Genomic DNA, 17,428 nt, shown 5'->3' with positions numbered 1-17,428 from the left:
TGCTAGCATTTACTACGTGTTAATTCTAGTAAAACATTCATTGATCAGGACGCTTCTTTTCGTTACGTTGCTATTGCTCTGGAAGTTAGCAATGGCACAGTTAGCCAATACGCTCAAAGATAGCTCTACGTTGTTCCTAAGAGCTTATGACGTAATGCCTGATCGGAATTACACGTTTGAACAGATTCTGACCGATACGTCCATCCGGTTGGTAGCCAATGACTCTCTGTTGCCTTACGAGGCTACTCGCTACTGGCTTAAATTGACTATTGCCAATTCATTCGACTACGCCGAACCCTATCACCTTATCGTCGAGCCGGACGTCAATAACACGCTCTATTACGTTGATGCCAGCACCAAAAAATGGATTAGCACACAGGCCGGTGCATCTAGTCATGCAACCATATTCCAAGTTTGACGGAGAACGTAACTGTGAATCCTATCTTTACAATTCCGATTAGCTACAGCGGAAATGCCAGACCAGTTCTGTATGGAACTGGTGGCCGTATATCCTTTGGAATAGGAGGTAAGCTATTAGTTGGGCTATAAATGAAGCCTGGCCACCTTCCCTGGCACAGATTGTTTATAGGGCAAAACGCTTCACACACTTTGCATGGCGAGCTGGTCAGGGAGTCTGTTCTAGATGTTGAGCCTGCTGATCTCCTTCGACTAAGCTGCTCTTGTATCAGCACATTTATGGAATGTGCTGATACGTTAGTCAAACAAACTTCCTCGTTCACGGGCTTATTCCGTTAAACAAGTTTTTAACCGGTGGCGGATAGCCTTTGCACTATCTCTATTTGATAACACGATACCAAAGATGCGTCACACTCTTTGTTTCCACCACCCGCAGTTGCTCTAATTGAATCGTCCCGGAACCCAGATGATCAAATAGACGGATACCAGCGCCCAGCAACACTGGCACCAAGTGAATCTGTATTTCGTCCAGCAGCCCCAATTGTAAGCACTGTTGGGCAATGTCGGCTCCGGCTACTCCAACGGCTCGTTCTCCGGCTGCCAATTTGGCCTGGGTAATTGCACTGGCCACCCCATCGGTCACAAAGATGAATGGCGAATCAGGGCCCGCCCACTGCTCAGGCACGTCGTGAGAGACAATAAAACTGGGCAAGCCCATTGGGTCCTGACCACCCCAGGCCTGAGCGTCATCGAAGGTGTTGCGGCCCGTCACATTCGCCCCCAACTGGCGAAATGTCTCCCGAATCACCTCGGCACTAACCGGGCTGGTACTAAACGTTAGCTCATTATTGGGCATCTTGACTTGGGTATCTCCCTGGCTGTACCAGGCATGTACCTCGTCGGTGCGACCATCGGGACGGGCAATGAAGCCATCCAACGACATGGAGAGTTCAACAATTACTTTACTCATGATTGTACACTAAGGTTTCAAATCCGTTTTGGCTTGGCCGGTGTTGAGGTCGTAGGGATACGATACGTGCTGGTGAATCATCTGCCACTGCCCATTCAGTTTCTGAAAAATCCGAGTACCTCGTGAATAGCCATCGATTGTCGTTCCATCGGGCTGGCGTACCTGCATGTGATTAAGCCCCCAGCTAATAGCCACATCGTCCCGCACCAAAATCTGTAGATCAGGAATATCCCACTCTAGTTCACCATCCGACACGTCAAAACCGTGTTGACATACCTCGCGAACCGCATCAATACCTACATACTGCAAGGGTGAGTCGTGTTCGTACGAAATGACATTGGGGGCAACATTGGCCATGACCGCATCAATGTCTTTAGCCGCCGTACCTTTGAACCATCCGGTGTAAATCTGACGAATTTCTTGTTCTGAGTTCATCGTTTGTGGTTGAGTTTATCGGATAGAATATCACCAAAAGCCATCCCTACTACTAGTAAAAAAATAGACTGTACGCGGGTTGTGAACCCGACGTATTGCTGAATTTTAGAGTTTAAAGGGTATAAAGGTCGAATGATGGATTTCCTTAAACAGCCGATGTGTACTTATTTTCAACCTGCTAATAGGGTATTATGTTCGAGCCTGTTTTATGTAAGTGTCTATCCAGCAGGCTTTTTTTCTACTCTGTGAAAATCATTTCGTTATAGAGTCGGAGAATTGCTGTTGCCAAGCTCAAGTAGTTTGAAAAAGGAGCCATTAGCATTTTCTTAGCAACTTCTAATGGCTATAATTGCCCAGCATAAAAAGCAAAGACCAATAAAATGAGAACGGTAACATTCGGTATGAATATCAGCCTAGATGGCTATTGTGACCATACTATCTTCAATCCCAGCGAAGAAGTTCATGATTATTTCACCCAAATGTTGAACGATGTTGATCTGATCGTTTACGGCCGGATCATGTATGAGCTCATGTTTCCTTTTTGGGCCGATGTTGCAAAAAAACAATCCGGCACAGACGATGAAAATAGGTTTGCCCAAAAACTGACGGCTATCGATAAAGTTGTTATTTCTCGATCATTAGACAACGTAGAGGATGGTACGCGACTTGTCCGTAGCAACCCGGTCGACGAACTCCTAAAACTGAAGCAGCAACCCGGCAAAAAAATTTCAATTGACAGTGTAAGCCTACTCCCGGAATTGATCGCGGCCGACCTAATCGATGAATTTCATTTGGTAGTCCATCCAGTGTTTGTGGGTAAAGGGAGACAATTGCTCGATGGGGGCAGCCTTCAGGAACAGCTTACTTTAAAGCTGGTTGATACGTTAGTTTTCAAATCCGGCTGTGTGGCGCTTCACTATTTGAAGCAGTGAGGGAGGGATTGATGACAAGTACAATTTTTCTATGGACGTAGCGGATGCGCTCTGTTGTTTCAGGGCTTACTGCACACGATGGCTGCCATAGCGTCGGGAATTTTCCAGAAGATGTTCTCGAGATGGCTGTCGTCATGGATAGATCGGTATTTAATTAAGTAACTGTTGTTCAGTTACAATACGTATAATAGGCAGTCTTGCCGACATTCCGTATTTTACAGAGTAATCGTATGGGAAACTGCCTTCTTCTAACAGGGTACGGCGAGCCTAAAACAAGTAGGGCTTACTGTGGAAAAAGACTCTGGCTGCTGGGAAAACGGGAGGTAGTACGGGCAATTAAAAGGTAATGCCGACAGAATTTTTGGTGTTCCTGAGCCACCCAGGCCTAGAGGCTACCGCGATTTTCGGTCATTTTGTGTTCATTTGTACTTTCCTCCAAACCTATTCATGAAACGCTTCACCTACCCAGCCTTACTCCTCACCGTTGGCCTGCTCAGCCTAACCGAAAAACCAGCCACCACCGACTGGCCCGAATACAACGGCGGGCCAGATCGTAACCATTTTTCACCGCTCACCCAGTTAAATACTACTAACGTGGCCGGATTACAGGTCGCCTGGGAATATGCTTCGGGTGGGGTCGATACGCTCAAAAACAACACCCAGATTCAGTGCAATCCGCTTATCATCGACGGCGTGCTGTACGGTGTTTCGGCGGGATCGCAGGCCTTTGCCCTCGACGCGGCCACGGGCAAGCAACTTTGGAAAACGGCCTTCACTGATGATACCTTCGCCATGAATAGCCGGGGCGTTACCTACTGGACCGATGGGCGGGAGGCCCGAATTTTCTTCGCCTATGGCTCGCTGCTCTACGCCCTCGACGCCCGAACCGGAAAACCAGTGGACAGTTTTGGCAAAGGTGGAAAAATTAACTTAAAAGATGGCCTTGCCCGCCCCGGAGCCGACGAGTACGTGGTGAGCAATACGCCGGGCGTGGTGTATAAAAATCTGCTCATCATGGGTCACCGGGTGTCGGAGGTCGCCCCGGCCCTGCCCGGCGACGTGCGCGCTTATGACCTGCGCACGGGGCAGCTCGTCTGGACGTTCCACACCATTCCACACTCCGGCGAGTACGGGGCCGACACCTGGCCCAAAGACGGCTACCGCAACTTCGGTGGAGCCAACAACTGGATGGGCATGGCCATCGACCGTCAACGCGGCATCGTGTACGTGCCCACGGGGACGGCGGCATTCGATTTATACGGCAGTACCCGGCCCGGCCAGAACCTGTTCGGAAACAGCCTTATAGCCCTCGACGCGGCCACAGGCAAGCGACGTTGGCATTTTCAGACGATCCACCATGACATCTGGGACCGCGATATTCCGGCTCCCCCTAATTTATTCACCGTCGTTCATGGTGGCAAAAAGGTGGATGCCGTTTCGGTGTTATCCAAACAAGGGTTCCTGTTTGTCTTCGACCGGGTCACGGGTAAGCCCCTGTTTCCGATCGAGGAACGACCCATGCCCGCTTCCAGCGTTCCGGGGGAAAAAGCCTGGCCCACCCAGCCGATTCCCCTCAAACCCGCGCCTTTTACCCGGCAATCGTTTTCTGAAAGCGATATTAACGACTTTGTAACCGACCGCGATACGGTGCTGGCCCAGCTCCGGCGCTGGCAATCGGGTAAGGAGTTCATTCCCCTACCCCTGAGCCCTAACCGGACCGTTTTTTTTCCCGGCACCGACGGTGGTGCCCAGTGGGGTGGGGCAGCAGTGGACGAAGCCGGCATTATGTACGTTCCCTCTAAGCAAATTCCGGTCACCATGGGGCTGGTTCCGACCCCCGCCGGTTCGGCCAAGGCCGTTGAGCGCACTGGTAGTCAACTCTACCAAACCCACTGTGCCGCCTGCCACGGCCAAAACCGCGAAGGCAGTCACGACGGTAGCTATCCAGCCCTGATAGGCATTTCCAAAAAACGTAACGAGACGTCCGTGGCCCAGGTTCTGGCCAAAGGCCAAGGCATGATGCCTGCATTCACCTCCCTCAAGGAAGCCGAGCGCAAGGCCATCGTGGATTTTTTGTTCGGCAAAACAACGTCTGTAGCCAGCAAAGCGGACCTTAACACAGCGCCCTACCACCACACCGGATTTACCCGCTGGTACGACCGGGCTGGCTACCCCGTGAGCCGCCCACCCTGGGGAACGCTGACAGCCATCGACATGAATACAGGCGAACACCGTTGGCAAGTACCGCTGGGTGAGTACCCCGAACTAGTGGCGAAGGGCATTCCCCCGACGGGCACCGACAACTATGGTGCCCCAGCCGTCACGGCGGGTGGGTTGCTATTCATCGCTTCCTCTCGCGACGAACTGATTCGGGCTTTCGACCGCAAAACGGGTCGTGAACTCTGGCGGGCTAAACTGCCGGCTGCCGGGTATGCTTCGCCGAGTACCTACGCGGTCAATGGCAAGCAATACGTGGTGATTGCCTGTGGGGGAGGCAAGCTCAAAACGAAGTCGGGGGATCGGTACGTGGCGTTTGCATTGCCGTAAACAGCTCCTTCGTCGTTGAAAGGTTGTCTACAGTTTGATGAGAAACAGGACGCAATTTGGAGACTCAGATGAAACTGCATTGTTCTGAACCGTCCGGACGTTTTTCTGAACGGTTTAGATAGCCGATTTTACAAGTTGGCATCCTGTATTAATTCGTGTCCAACTCAATCTACAGCATACGGTTATTCTCCTACGCTAGCCCATGTTCAACCGCAAATTTCACCAGATCGGCGGGTTTGTTGATGCCTAATTTGAGGTTGATATTGTTGCGGTGCGTCTTCACTGTAGCCACGCTCAAAAATAGTTTATCGGCAATTTCTTCGTTGGTGAAACTCTGTCCAATCAGGCCGATAATCTCAATTTCGCGCTTGGTCAGTTGAAACTGCTTCATGAAAAAATCATCGGCGTGCAGGTTCGCTTTATGCGCCTGCGTGAGTTTAGGATCGTAGTATTTTTTACCGGCTGTCACCGTCTCGATGGCGTTGATGACTTCATCGACACCCGAGTTTTTCAGGATATAACCGTGTACGCCCATCTTTTTGCAATCGTCCACAAACTTACGGTCGTTGTACATCGTCAGCACAATAATTCGGACGGTTGGAGCCACCTTCAGCAACTGCGACGCTACGTCCAGGCCATTAATGTGTGGCATGTTAATATCAAGCAGAATAACGTTGGGCATCAATCGATTAACAGCCTCAAGTACATCTTTTCCGCTAAAAACCTGCCCGACAATCTGAAGATTATCTTCGGTCGAAAGCATCATTTTCATGCCATCGTTGAAAAGCTGGTGATCGTCGGCAATCAGAATCTTAATTGGTGTTTCCATTTACAAAAAGCGAAAGTGCGAAAGAGGGCCGCAACGAATGTTGAAAGAGTGATTTTTATGCTTCAAACCTTTTATTGATATGGAATTTCGACTATGGCCGTTACGCCATGTTGTGTTTCATCGACAGTCAGTTTCCCCCGAATAAAATCAACTTTGGAGGTCAGGTTATTGTAGATCGGTGTTCGTGGGCCATTGTCTTCGGCCAGAATACTCAACTGTTCGTGATTGAACACTAGTTGAACAGTTGCCTCGGTTGCCGTAGAGTTTTTCAGAATATCGTTAATAAGCTCCGATGCGATACGAAATACCTGTACTTCAACGGCAGCATCGAGTCGTCGTTCTTCACCTACCACTACGTATTCAAAACGGACCGGGGTAGTATCCGCAATCTTGTCCAGCGTTTCGCCCAGCGATTTTGCCAGACCAAGCTGCGCAAAATTCTTGGGCATCAGGTTATGCGACACGGTACGCAGGTTTTCAACGGCGCGGTCGAGGAGTTTGCGCGCTTCGGCCAGTACGGGAAATCGCTCTTTAATATCCGGTTTGCGCCCAACACTCGATACGTAACCGATGGCCGTCGACAACATCGCGCCCACATCGTCGTACAAATCTTCAGCGATTCGGTTTCGTTCGATTTCGAGGGCGTCAATAATTTTCTGCGATTGCTCCTGCTCACTCCGGTGTAGAGCAATCAATAAAGCTTCGTTCTGCTGGCGGTATTTCTTGAACCAGAAATACAAAATTCCCGACGTAAAAATCAGCAGATCAAACAGAAAAATCAGCACAACCACTACGTAACTATCGAACTGATAAAGAGATTCCTGACCTCGAATAAACGTCAAATTCACAAAGAAAACCACCAGGTAGCCGACCAACTGAATCGTGACCGTTACGGTGTAAAAAATCACGACACTTTCCCGCCGACGAATCCGCTCAAAAACCGACCAGAAGGCCAGTGAAATACAAATCACCATAAAGGCTAACGTAGTGTTGTATGTCCAGCGGAAATGGTTTTGCGGAAATACGTCCAATACACGTAGTACTACGTTCATTATCAGTAACAATGATCCTACGTATTTGAATGTTTGGACGGCCAGATACGCCCGGCTTTTTCCTTTTTTCTGCGCGATGAACTCTTGCATAAACTGCAACTGAGCCAGCATAATCAGCCAGCCGGATAATAAAGCGGGGTCGAGTCGGTTTAAATCCGGAAAATTTGGCCAGATGTACTGAAAACCTAATCCCGACTGCGCCGAAATATGAAAAGCAATAGCAAGAATCAGGCCGCAAAACCAGAAATAAACGCGGTCTTGTGTGGCGGTAAAAGCTACTACGTTGATGAACAGAATCAGCAGGCTGAAACCGGTTAATATTCCCCAGAAAAGATAACTTTCCCGGTCCTGCTGCTCGAACGTATCGGCATCCCATAACCCGACCCGAACGCCCAGCACTTCGTGCTGTTTGGCCACCATTACGTATAAATCAGTTGGCACTTTGCCTGTTAGCGTTACCGGAAATACCCAGTTTTTATTCGGGAATTTACGTGAAGAAAAAGCTTTCCAATCGCCCGTAATCACCTCACGGACAGAAGAATCGCCATTAAGTTGATAAAATCGCAGATCGTTGATACGCGAATTGTCAATTTCCAGAAAAACAGTTTGTTGTTTTCGGCTTTGCAGACGAATGTGGAGCCAGTGGTGCGACGAAGTATAGCCTTGATTCAGCGAACTCGTCGATAGCGTTGAAAACGCCTGTTCTTTCTGCAAACCCATAATCTGACGAATGTTCTTCTGGGCCGTAGTGTCCTCATAATGTGCTACGTATCCATCCAGCCGATGGTACTGCTCTGAGCCAACCCAATAGGTTTTCTGGGCACTGGACGAGCCAATAGCCAATACAAAAAGAATCCATATAGCGGCAAAATTCTTCAAGACTAGTACAGGTTAAATCGCATAATTATCTGTTTGATGAAAAGCGCTGATCTGGACAAAAGTACGCCAACATATACCTCCGAAAACATACTAACTAGTTTGTATTTTTTGCGGGATACGTACGGTTATCGAGGTCCCGCTACGTCCTGATTCCATGCGCAATTCGGCCTGAAGATTACGAACGCGCGTGTAGAGATTTCGTACGCCAATTCCGCCCGTTTTCTCGCTAACTGCCGACGTATCGAAGCCTTTGCCATCATCACGTACCGTCAGCAATATCCCTTCAGAATTAGTCTCTAATTCGATCTGTGCTGAAGTCGCCTGAGCGTGTTTGAGAATGTTATTAACTAGTTCATTACCAATTCGATATAATTGGACTTCCTGCTCGGTCGTGAGTTTTGGAATTGGGCCTTTCTGCTGGAATGTGAACTGGACCGACTGCGTCTGATTTAGTTGTTCTGCCAGCTCATGTAGGGAGTTTACCAATCCTTTTTCGACGACTGAAACGGGTAATTTATTCTGTACAATCTGCTCTAAATCGTTGTCGACCTGCTCTATCAGACGTACCGAATCAGTCAGCAAAGGCGAAGGTGCTACGTTGGTTAGCAGTTGTCGCGTCTGTTGAAGCCGCTGGCCCACATCCGAACGTAGCAAGTGGTGAATGTGCTGACGTTCAGAATCGAGCACGCCGATGATTTGCTGATTCATATCCTGCTGCGATTGTGCCAGATCGATACGTAGCTGCTGATTCTGGCTCAGTGAATGCCGAAAACGATAGGCCAGCAGGTAAGCAAAAACGACTAAATCAATAAAGAAAACGGCTATTAGAATCAGGTATGGATCAATCAGATACGTACTGCCCGTCTGAAATCGCATGGTGTTTTGGATCACATTGCCGGCCTGCGCCAGCGTCTGCAACGCAAAAGCGGCACCATAAGCGCGTTTAAGATCATCATTCGAACGTAGCGCGACGACGCTGGACCATATAAATACAAACATGATTACATTGGCCAGCACAGCGTGAATCGACGTAATGACGACTGTTGTTGATGGATAGTGCCGGGGAATGTCGGCTACCTGCAGACCAATCATTATGACCAGTCCAATCCAGAGTATGTATTTTAAAATTTGCCCGGTTCGAAAAAGAGGGCGGTCGGTATGGCGTAAATCCAGGAAATATTGCTGAAACTGAATAGCCGCCGGAATGTATAACCAAATGGCTTCGATGACCGGATTTGGGGCATTGATAGCCGGAAAATTGGCCCAGACGTACTGAAACCCCAATCCCGAATCGGCAAACTGACGGACGGACAGCCCTGCAATGTAGAGCGCATACCAGAAGTAAACTTTATCGGATGTTACGTTCCAGAAAATCAGGTTCAGCAAGACAACCAGCGCCACAACGCCCGTAAAAATGCCCCACAGAAAGTACTCTCGCTGCTCTTTATCTTCAAAATCGCTGGTTTGCCAGAGCAGAATTTCGGTGGCCAGATTTTCGTAGCGGTTGTCGATACGCAGGTAATAATCAGCCGTCGGATTGGCGTGAGAGTCGATGGGAAAGGCGAAGGTTTTGGTGGGTATTGGGCGGTAGGAAAACGGTAACCAGTCGCCAGTTTTTGTGAGCGACACTATTTTACCCTGCTGAATAACAAGAAGTTCGACGTAATTAATGACGTGGTTTCTAATTTCGAGCGTCAGTTCCTCCGGCAAACTATCCGAATCCAGATGACAGCGAAACCAGTGAATTGATTCGGTATAACCGAAATTCTGTCTTCCTTCCTTCGTTGATTCAAAGCCCGTCGAACGTAGCACCTGTTGAATGTTAGCCCGACTGGTTGTATCTTCCCAATGGGCTAAACGTAATGGCAGCGTTTTCAGAGGGCGAATCGATTTGGCATGATACCAGGCAAACCCTGAAATCGAGAGGACAACCACCACAAATAACACCATTAGATTTCGAGCCATGCCTGTTTCGTTTAGGTGCTACGTTGTCGTAAAAGGAACACTCAAAATCACTGAATGTCCGTGTTCACTGGCATCCACCAGAAATTCGGCTTTCAGGTAATTTGCTTTCGTTTGCAGGTTTTGCCAGCTGCTATTTGACTTGTTCTGCGTCTCACTACGTCCGTTGTCTTCCACCATTAAGTTCAGTTGATCAGGGTGGTAAATCAGTTGTACCGTCGCTTCGGTAGCGCCTTCGCGATGCTGAACGTGGCGAATCAAATCGGTGGCCATGCTCAGAATCAGGCGTTCCGTTTGCGTCGCCAGCGGCACGGTTTTCCCCAGGCTGACAAAGTCAAACTGAACGTGATCGGTCGAGACTTTAGCAATGGCTTCCTGGATGGATTTTGCCAGTCCAGTCTGTTCAATATGCTTCGGCATCAATTGGTGCGAAATCGTTCGTAACTCACTGGCTGCCTGATCAATTAATTTTTGTGACTGCGTCAATACATCCGATTTTTCATCGCGGGCGAGTTTGGACAGATAGCCTTTAGCCGTCGATAACGTAGCGCCCACTTCGTCGTGAAGGTCCTGCGCCAGTCGCTGGCGTTCGTCTTCCAGCGAATCGATGACTCGTTGCTGGGCTAGTTGTCTGGCTTCCAGTAGATTTAATTCGAGTGTGCGGTTCGTTTGCCGGAACGTCCGATAGCGATAGGCCAGCCCATATGAGAAAAAGATAATGTCCAGAAAAACCGTCGTACCAATAATCACATAGGTTTCCACATCGAACGGAAGCGGCCAGCCTTTATCCTGACAAAAATTAATAATGGACACCACAGCAAAGCCCACAAATTCAATAATAAGGGCATATACGTAGTAGTTTATTAACTTTTCACTCTGCTCGTTTCGGTGGACGGCTTCCCGGAGACTGATGACCGTAAGTACCATCAAGCCGATAACAAAATAGCGCGTTGCCGACGCCACGAATTTGTATAGATATGTTTCCCGGCCAGATAATTCGGCCAGATTAATACTCACTACCACCGCAAGTGACAGGATTACTACGATTTTGAAAACCGTAATCCAGCGGTGTACACGGCTATTTTTTGGCGTTTGTCGTATAAAAAACTGCAAGAACGTAATCTGTGCAATCATACCCAGCCACACGTAGAGATATACAGGCGCGTACTCATTGACGACCGGTTGATTTGGCCATAAATACTGAAACCCAAGACCTGCATCCGAAAACAGGTGCATGGTCATGAAATGCAGATATAAGCTGTACCAGAGATAGATACGGTCTTTTGTCGCGAGCAACATGACCAACGTAACGATCATGACAATACACACGATGCCGATGTACATACCCCAAACGAAGTACTCGTCGCGGTCGATTTGCAGAAAAACGGGGCGGGGCCAGAGCCGTATAAAAAACGACAGAATAGCGTCGGGGCGGCCGAAACGCAGGTAGTAGCCGGCTTTCGTACCCACGGGCATACGTAGCGGAAAAACGTAATTGTTGTTGGCAAACGGTCGCTGACTGAACCGAAAATGGTCGCCGGTTCGGGCCATTAGACGTACTACGTCATTTTTTACCTCAAATAATTCAACCTGGTCAATATTGGCGTATTCGATTTCTAGCAATAAGTCAGCTTTCTGTATTGATTCGAGGCTAAAAAAGAGCCAGTGAGTAGACGTGGTGTAGCCAAAATCCTGCCGGAACGTAGCACTTTTCGACTGGCTGAATCGCCCGGCGTTACGTAGCTGAATCGCCTGCTGAATTGTTACGTTCCCGGTCGTATCCTCAAACTGATAGATCGACCCAAGTAACGATAACTCGCCCGACGGAAGCGCCGATTCACCGACAAGCAAAGGCTGTTGAATGGGCTGCGCCCAGGCTACCTGAACCATCCAGGCAAACAGCCAGAAATACCATAATCGGCTCATTAAGTAGGAAGGTTTAGGCTGTTCTTTTTGATTACGCAAGAATAATACCAGCTATCACAAAAAATCAATTGCTTGTAATACAACGTATTAATGTTATGCATCGCATGAAAGAATCATCAAAGAAACGTATCAGGACTAAAAATACAAACTAGTCTGTATGGAAATGCCCCTGCCCGATTGGCCAATTTTGCATCGTTCAAAACGACAACCAATCAACTTTTCTAATAGCAGGGCTACCTGCCTTTTCGACACAATTATCATGAAACGTTCGCTTAATTTCCTGACCGGTTTAGCTTTAACCAGCACACTATTAACCCTCTCAAGCTGCGACAAACTAGAAGAGCCCCAACCCGTTGCGCCCACCGGCGCAGCACGATCCGGCGACTTTGGTCTCAGCAATGGCGGCTTTGATGCATCGCTCATGAAAACAAAAATTGAAGCTTACCTGGATGGCCGGAATCTGGCAGGCTATGCCTACAGCATTTATGTTGATGGACACCGCGTTACGTCTGCTGAAGGTGGTGGTGGATTCGCTCGTAAAGCCGTAGATGCGCCTAAATACGACCATGCTTCCATTGTCAGACAGGAACTGGCCAGTTGCTCAAAATACATCACGACGCTGGCGACCCTTCGCATGATCGAGCGGGCCGATTTACCCTACACTGAATTAATCTGGAAATACCTGCCATCCTATATGAATGTTTCGGAGGGCGTACGCAAGATCACCTTTGGGCAGTTGCTTTCGCACCATTCCGGACTGGTTGGCGGTATAGGCGATTTATCGCTCTCGTTATCGGATATGGAGAAATCGGTGGAAACCGACAACAGCGCCATGTATGATCAGTATCAATATAACAATATGAATTTTGCACTCTGCCGCGTGCTGATACCTTATATGTATTGGAAAAAAGTAATAAAAGTGAATGATCTTTTTTTTACAGCTTTAGAAATCGATAAAAGCACATTGGATGATCAACTAGCCAAAACATTTCTGGATTTAGTGCGTGAAGATGTATTCAAACCTGCCGGACTACCCGCCTGGCAGTTCCTGGGCGCTACTGATCCTTCAATCGCTTACCCGCCTTTGTATTACAGCAATAATAATCCTAATTCAGGTGGAGTTGCGATCAGCGGGTTGGACAATATCAAACACCTGGGCGCAGGCGGATTCAACCTCAATGCCTGGGAACTGGCTCAGATCGTTTCAGCCGCCCGCTATAATAAAATTGTTTATAGTACATCCATGAACATTATGCGCAATGGCTATAAAGATCATCCAATAGGCTTCATGGGTATAAAATACGGCAAGTATGGTCAATATTTTTACCACTTCGGCGATGCGACCTGGAATACAAATAACAAATCTGGTGGACTCGCTAGTGTGCTGGTGGACTTTAAATGTACTGGTGCGAACGTGCAGGTAGTGGTAGTGACGAATCAAAACGATGGTGGCGTATCGGAAATTGAATGGCTAAAAAACGCTTTTGATACTTCCTGGAATTAACAACTAACCCATAAATGAAAAGGCCATGTTACGAACGTAGCGTGGCCTTTTGCTTTTCCCCAACCACCCATCAACGTAGTGATTACCTGAAAAATACAAACTTGTTTGTATGGAAACAGGCCTGTTCGATGTGCCAACTTTGTCCTATCAATTAATCATCGAAAAAGACATGAAAACGCTAAACATGGATCAACCTACCACGCCCGAAACCTTAATCCACGCTACGTCGAACCACCCGAAAAAAGTTGGCATTATTGGCGCAGGTGTCAGCGGCCTGGTAACGGCCAAAACCATGCGCGAACACGGTTTCGAAGTCGTGCTGTTCGAAAAAGAAGCGGAACTTGGGGGCGTCTGGATTTCGAATCGCCGGTATCCGAACGTAACGACGCAAAACACCCGCGATACGTATACGTTCTCGGATTTTCCGATGCCCAAACATTTTCCCGAATGGCCCACGGGTGAGCAGGTTCAACAATATCTGATGAGCTACGCCCGTGAGTTCATGATTCTGCCGTACATTCAGTTCAGCACGAAAGTAGAACTAGCCGAACCAATCGAGGACGGCAAACGTGGCTGGCTACTTCACATTTCGCAAAATGGCAATCTAACCAACGTAACAGTCGATTTTCTGGTCGTTTGTAACGGCGTTTTCAGTGAGCCAAATATGCCGCAGATTCAGGGCCGGGACGTTTTCAAAGGTCAGGTTCTTCATAGCACGCAGTTTCGCCAGGAACATCTCGATGCAGCTAAAACGCAGAAAGTTGCCGTGGTTGGTTTTGCTAAATCGGCCCACGATATTCTGTCGCAGGTGAGTAACGTATCGGAGAAACCGGTTTGTATATATCGTGAAGCGAAATGGAAAATGCCGCGTATTTTTCTGGGTCTGAACTTCAAATATCTGTTGCTGCATCGTTTTGGTGAATCATTGTTTCCTTACCGATTCCTGTACGGCATTCATAAATTTTTGCATGGACCGATGGGGAAACCTGTTACTGATCTGTTGGTAAAAGGTATCGGCAAAGCAGTTGCCGCACAGCTCAAACTAAAAAAGAGCGGTCTTTTGCCCGATAAACCATTCGATAGTATCGCCAATTGTTCCATCGGACTTACTTCCGACAATTTCTACGAGCGGGCAGCCAATGGCGAAATCCAGCTTGAGAAAGGTGAAATTTCCCGCTACGTAGCAGATGGTGTTGTATTGACAAACGGGAAAAAAATCACCGCCGATACGTTCGTTTTTGCCACGGGTTTCCGGCAGACTGTACCGTTTTTCGATCGGACGATCAGCTACAAACTACGTAACACGAAAGGCTGGTTCCAACTGTATCGGAACGTACTGCCAACCGACGTACCAAACCTTTCGTTTGTGGGTTATAATCCGTCCTTATTTACGCCCTTTACGTCTGAACTGGCCGCACATTATTCGGCGCAATACTTTAAAGGTCAGCTAAACGTACCTAGTGCTGAGGGTATGAAGAAAGAAATTGCACAGCATCAGGCATGGTTGGCCAAACGTGCTCCGCATGGACATTCGTCTGGTACGTGTATTATTCCCTTCTCATTCCACCATGCCGACGAACTCATGCGTGATATGGGCCTGAACACGCGTCGCACACGAAACCCAATTAAGGAATTTATGGCTCCGTTCAATCCGGGTATGTACAAAGGACTTACGCAGGAATTGCAAACCCTGCCTTCAGTAAAAACGCCGGCTAAGTCGGGTGAGCCTCTGGTTGAAGCCTAAAAAATATAAACAAGGTTTGTACAGACTGATCGGCTGATCAGTCTGTACAGGCGTTTAAATGACTTTCTGATTATGAATTCACTATTCAATTTTCTCAACCGTATAGCTACCTGGAAAACCGTACTGCCCCTGCTGGTACTTTACGTGAGTTTTCCGGCATATTGGCTCAAAAATGCAGAAGATACGATCAATCAGTTGGCGGGTAAGCGCATTGGCCCCATCGATCTAACGTTTGGCTTCAACCCTGCCCGAACGTTGGCTATGATTGCCGATTACGGCCCTGCGGCCCGTAGCTTTTACGCCCGAACAGAACTTACCACTGATGTAATTTATCCGCTCGTGTATAGTACGTTGCTGTCGTTACTACTAACGATGTTATTCCGCAACAAACCGAATCGACTGTTTATCGGACTACCCTTTTTCACCCTACTGCTTGACTACCTCGAAAATGCAGCCATCGTCACTTTGCTCAATACATACCCAACTCAGTCAACTGGCGTAGCGGTATTGTGTGAGGTAGTCAAATTAGCCAAGTGGCTCTCGTTTGGGGTTGTCATTGGACTAATTGGGTATGGACTTATTCTCAAAGCTATTAACCGAACTAACCGGATGGATACTGTTGTAAAAGACCCGCGGTAAAGGCTATTATACCATAACGGATTCTACTTTTTCAGTACATGTTCAAACGGCCACTCCGTACTTCGGAGTGGTTTTTTTTGCAAACCTTAAGCTGACTTCGAGAAAACAACAAACACGCTAGTGTGGATTTGGCCTTCCCCCATCTGCTATCTTTATATAACCAAACACGTATGCTACGCGTTGAGTTGGACAGGTATAAAAATGAACGTGAACTATAAGATTTTGCAGGCTACAAATGCTATTCACACTCGTTTATATACAATTGGCTGGCGCGCAGCCCCGCTTTATTGAAATAAATAACCCCATAGTTCGCGTTAAAATTGCCGAAATACAGCTCCATATTGTAATTTCCGTACCTACCTTTCTTGTGCAGATACCAGCGCAGCTTGGATTTTCGCTGGCATTGATGCATCTGATGGTGTACGGGCCGTCGGTGCGGTTAAGTAATCTAACGATGCATGAGGGCGAACTGTGTTATAATCATTGATAGCCCTGGCTACTGCTTCTTCTACGGATGAGAAAGAAATGAAGCTACGGGCTAATTTGCAATTTAATGTTTTCAGTGCTGAACGCTTACCGCTCAATTTGTTACTGTTTCATTAACAGCAACTTATAAAAAGGCAGTGTCCTCCGAGCTAAACCCATCAATTTAGGTTTAGCTCGGAGGACACTGCCGCCTTTGGATCAATGATTAATTTGCTTTCGGCTCGTTATAAAAGAAGTCGTCCATTACCACCTGATCATTCTGCGTTCCGTCGGAATAATTGCCGGAGACGGGCACACTGCCTGACTTTATTACTACGCGTGACACTTTATTGTCAGGAAATACCACCCCAAGGAACGAAAATCCGGCTGCATCGCTTCGAACAGGAGCTTTGAATACGCCAAGACTTTTGTCGCCCTCGAAAAATTCGAGCGTTGTGGAATTGGCATTATCCACATCGGAGAAAATTACGCCAAAGCCATTAACGGTTGCAATTGTAGCCTGCCCTGGCACTCGGAAGGTCGTCTCGGTTTGGGTACTACCAACGGGTGAAAACGTACGTGCCGGACTAAAAGCATTGAACTGATCGCCATACGCTTTGGATACATCCGTAAAGTCGTTGTCGCTGACCCGGAATCCGCCACCCAGTGTGGTGAAAATGGCCCCCCGTTTCCGACCAGCCGCTACGGCCGGGTCTGTGCTATTGAAAAAATCACCGGGAAAGGTATTGATATTGGTTTGTGCTGCTGGCACGGCATCCCAGTTGATTTCCCGTCGACCCCCCGTCTGCCCCGGCGTGGTGTTAAGGGGATCGCCGAGTAAGGCTCGAAACTCATTTAGTTTGGCCGTGATGTCTCCGCTGCCGCTCACCTGGGTGAATTTGACGGCAGGAGTTGGTGTTTGATATTGTTCACTGCCGCACGAAGCGATCAGCAGCATACTTGTCAGGCCAAGTGTCCAATTCATTGTCGTTTTCATAGTTTTTGAAGGGCTACCTAAGTTTTTCATGGTATTGTTTGGTTGCTAAATAAGAAATGGATGTGTTTTTTTTGATAGGACAAAGATGGCGGCTGAGCGTAGGGCAAATCCATACCAACAAGTTTGTATT

Annotated in this window: 14 protein-coding genes; 6 read left to right on the top strand and 8 right to left on the bottom strand. The window is 47.9% G+C overall.

What is annotated here, in order from left to right:
- Window positions 1–40: 40 nt before the first annotated feature.
- Window positions 41–418 (top strand): hypothetical protein, encoded by a 378-nt coding sequence (locus IC229_RS12525; RefSeq protein WP_190887319.1) that lies wholly within the window; start codon window positions 41–43, stop codon window positions 416–418.
- Between the two features lie 378 nt (window positions 419–796).
- On the opposite strand, the gene IC229_RS12520 is transcribed toward IC229_RS12525, so the two are convergent.
- On the bottom strand, window positions 797–1,387 hold the full coding sequence (locus IC229_RS12520) for a dihydrofolate reductase family protein (protein WP_190887318.1): 591 nt from the start codon (window positions 1,385–1,387) through the stop codon (window positions 797–799).
- Between the two features lie 9 nt (window positions 1,388–1,396).
- Window positions 1,397–1,822: a YybH family protein gene (locus IC229_RS12515; protein ID WP_190887317.1), complete on the bottom strand. Its 426-nt coding sequence runs from the start codon at window positions 1,820–1,822 to the stop codon at window positions 1,397–1,399.
- 380 nt (window positions 1,823–2,202) lie between these two features.
- Here IC229_RS12515 and IC229_RS12510 point away from each other — a divergent pair, with 380 nt between their 5' ends.
- Both IC229_RS12510 and IC229_RS12505 read left to right on the top strand, forming a co-directional pair.
- Window positions 2,203–2,754: a dihydrofolate reductase family protein gene (locus IC229_RS12510; protein WP_190887316.1), complete on the top strand. Its 552-nt coding sequence runs from the start codon at window positions 2,203–2,205 to the stop codon at window positions 2,752–2,754.
- Window positions 2,755–3,201: 447 nt separating this feature from the next.
- On the top strand, window positions 3,202–5,301 hold the full coding sequence (locus IC229_RS12505; protein WP_190887315.1) for an outer membrane protein assembly factor BamB family protein: 2,100 nt from the start codon (window positions 3,202–3,204) through the stop codon (window positions 5,299–5,301).
- A gap of 190 nt (window positions 5,302–5,491) precedes the next feature.
- On the opposite strand, the gene IC229_RS12500 is transcribed toward IC229_RS12505, so the two are convergent.
- From IC229_RS12500 to IC229_RS12485, 4 genes are all read right to left on the bottom strand, one after another.
- Window positions 5,492–6,130, bottom strand: a complete 639-nt coding sequence (locus IC229_RS12500; protein WP_190887314.1) for a response regulator — start codon at window positions 6,128–6,130, stop codon at window positions 5,492–5,494.
- A 71-nt stretch (window positions 6,131–6,201) separates the two neighbouring features.
- Window positions 6,202–8,061 carry a sensor histidine kinase gene (locus IC229_RS12495; RefSeq protein ID WP_190887313.1) on the bottom strand — a complete coding sequence of 620 codons (1,860 nt, stop codon included), beginning with the start codon at window positions 8,059–8,061 and terminating at the stop codon, window positions 6,202–6,204.
- Window positions 8,062–8,151: 90 nt separating this feature from the next.
- Window positions 8,152–10,026: a sensor histidine kinase gene (locus IC229_RS12490; protein ID WP_190887312.1), complete on the bottom strand. Its 1,875-nt coding sequence runs from the start codon at window positions 10,024–10,026 to the stop codon at window positions 8,152–8,154.
- 18 nt (window positions 10,027–10,044) lie between these two features.
- Window positions 10,045–11,949, bottom strand: coding sequence for a sensor histidine kinase (locus tag IC229_RS12485; protein WP_190887311.1), 1,905 nt, complete (start codon window positions 11,947–11,949; stop codon window positions 10,045–10,047).
- A 259-nt stretch (window positions 11,950–12,208) separates the two neighbouring features.
- On the opposite strand from IC229_RS12485, the gene IC229_RS12480 reads away from it, so the two are divergent.
- From IC229_RS12480 to IC229_RS12470, 3 genes are all read left to right on the top strand, one after another.
- A complete protein-coding gene (locus IC229_RS12480; RefSeq protein WP_190887310.1) occupies window positions 12,209–13,453 on the top strand; it encodes a serine hydrolase domain-containing protein in 1,245 nt (414 codons plus the stop codon).
- 109 nt (window positions 13,454–13,562) lie between these two features.
- Window positions 13,563–15,197 carry a flavin-containing monooxygenase gene (locus IC229_RS12475; RefSeq protein ID WP_223833970.1) on the top strand — a complete coding sequence of 545 codons (1,635 nt, stop codon included), beginning with the start codon at window positions 13,563–13,565 and terminating at the stop codon, window positions 15,195–15,197.
- 72 nt (window positions 15,198–15,269) lie between these two features.
- Window positions 15,270–15,836: a hypothetical protein gene (locus tag IC229_RS12470; RefSeq protein ID WP_190887309.1), complete on the top strand. Its 567-nt coding sequence runs from the start codon at window positions 15,270–15,272 to the stop codon at window positions 15,834–15,836.
- Between the two features lie 356 nt (window positions 15,837–16,192).
- Here IC229_RS12470 and IC229_RS36070 read toward each other — a convergent pair whose 3' ends face one another.
- Complete coding sequence (locus IC229_RS36070) at window positions 16,193–16,420, bottom strand: integrase core domain-containing protein (RefSeq protein ID WP_190887308.1); 228 nt, start codon at window positions 16,418–16,420, stop codon at window positions 16,193–16,195.
- A 107-nt stretch (window positions 16,421–16,527) separates the two neighbouring features.
- Window positions 16,528–17,298: a hypothetical protein gene (locus tag IC229_RS12460; protein ID WP_190887307.1), complete on the bottom strand. Its 771-nt coding sequence runs from the start codon at window positions 17,296–17,298 to the stop codon at window positions 16,528–16,530.
- Window positions 17,299–17,428: the final 130 nt, after the last annotated feature.

The sequence above is a fragment of the Spirosoma profusum genome (assembly GCF_014699005.1).
GTDB classification, from domain to species: Bacteria; Bacteroidota; Bacteroidia; order Cytophagales; family Spirosomataceae; genus Spirosoma; species Spirosoma profusum.
Note: the sequence above shows the minus strand (reverse complement) of the source record. Positions and strands in the feature narration are given on the sequence as shown.

Coding starts and splice junctions, on each gene's coding strand:
- IC229_RS12490 (WP_190887312.1), bottom strand. CDS start 10,026: ATGGCTCGAAATCTAATGGTGTTATTTGTGGTGGTTGTCCTCTCGATT.
- IC229_RS12515 (WP_190887317.1), bottom strand. CDS start 1,822: ATGAACTCAGAACAAGAAATTCGTCAGATTTACACCGGATGGTTCAAA.
- IC229_RS12475 (WP_223833970.1), top strand. CDS start 13,563: ATGGAAACAGGCCTGTTCGATGTGCCAACTTTGTCCTATCAATTAATC.
- IC229_RS12505 (WP_190887315.1), top strand. CDS start 3,202: ATGAAACGCTTCACCTACCCAGCCTTACTCCTCACCGTTGGCCTGCTC.
- IC229_RS12470 (WP_190887309.1), top strand. CDS start 15,270: ATGAATTCACTATTCAATTTTCTCAACCGTATAGCTACCTGGAAAACC.
- IC229_RS12500 (WP_190887314.1), bottom strand. CDS start 6,130: ATGGAAACACCAATTAAGATTCTGATTGCCGACGATCACCAGCTTTTC.
- IC229_RS12460 (WP_190887307.1), bottom strand. CDS start 17,298: ATGAAAACGACAATGAATTGGACACTTGGCCTGACAAGTATGCTGCTG.
- IC229_RS12510 (WP_190887316.1), top strand. CDS start 2,203: ATGAGAACGGTAACATTCGGTATGAATATCAGCCTAGATGGCTATTGT.
- IC229_RS12485 (WP_190887311.1), bottom strand. CDS start 11,949: ATGAGCCGATTATGGTATTTCTGGCTGTTTGCCTGGATGGTTCAGGTA.
- IC229_RS12480 (WP_190887310.1), top strand. CDS start 12,209: ATGAAACGTTCGCTTAATTTCCTGACCGGTTTAGCTTTAACCAGCACA.
- IC229_RS12520 (WP_190887318.1), bottom strand. CDS start 1,387: ATGAGTAAAGTAATTGTTGAACTCTCCATGTCGTTGGATGGCTTCATT.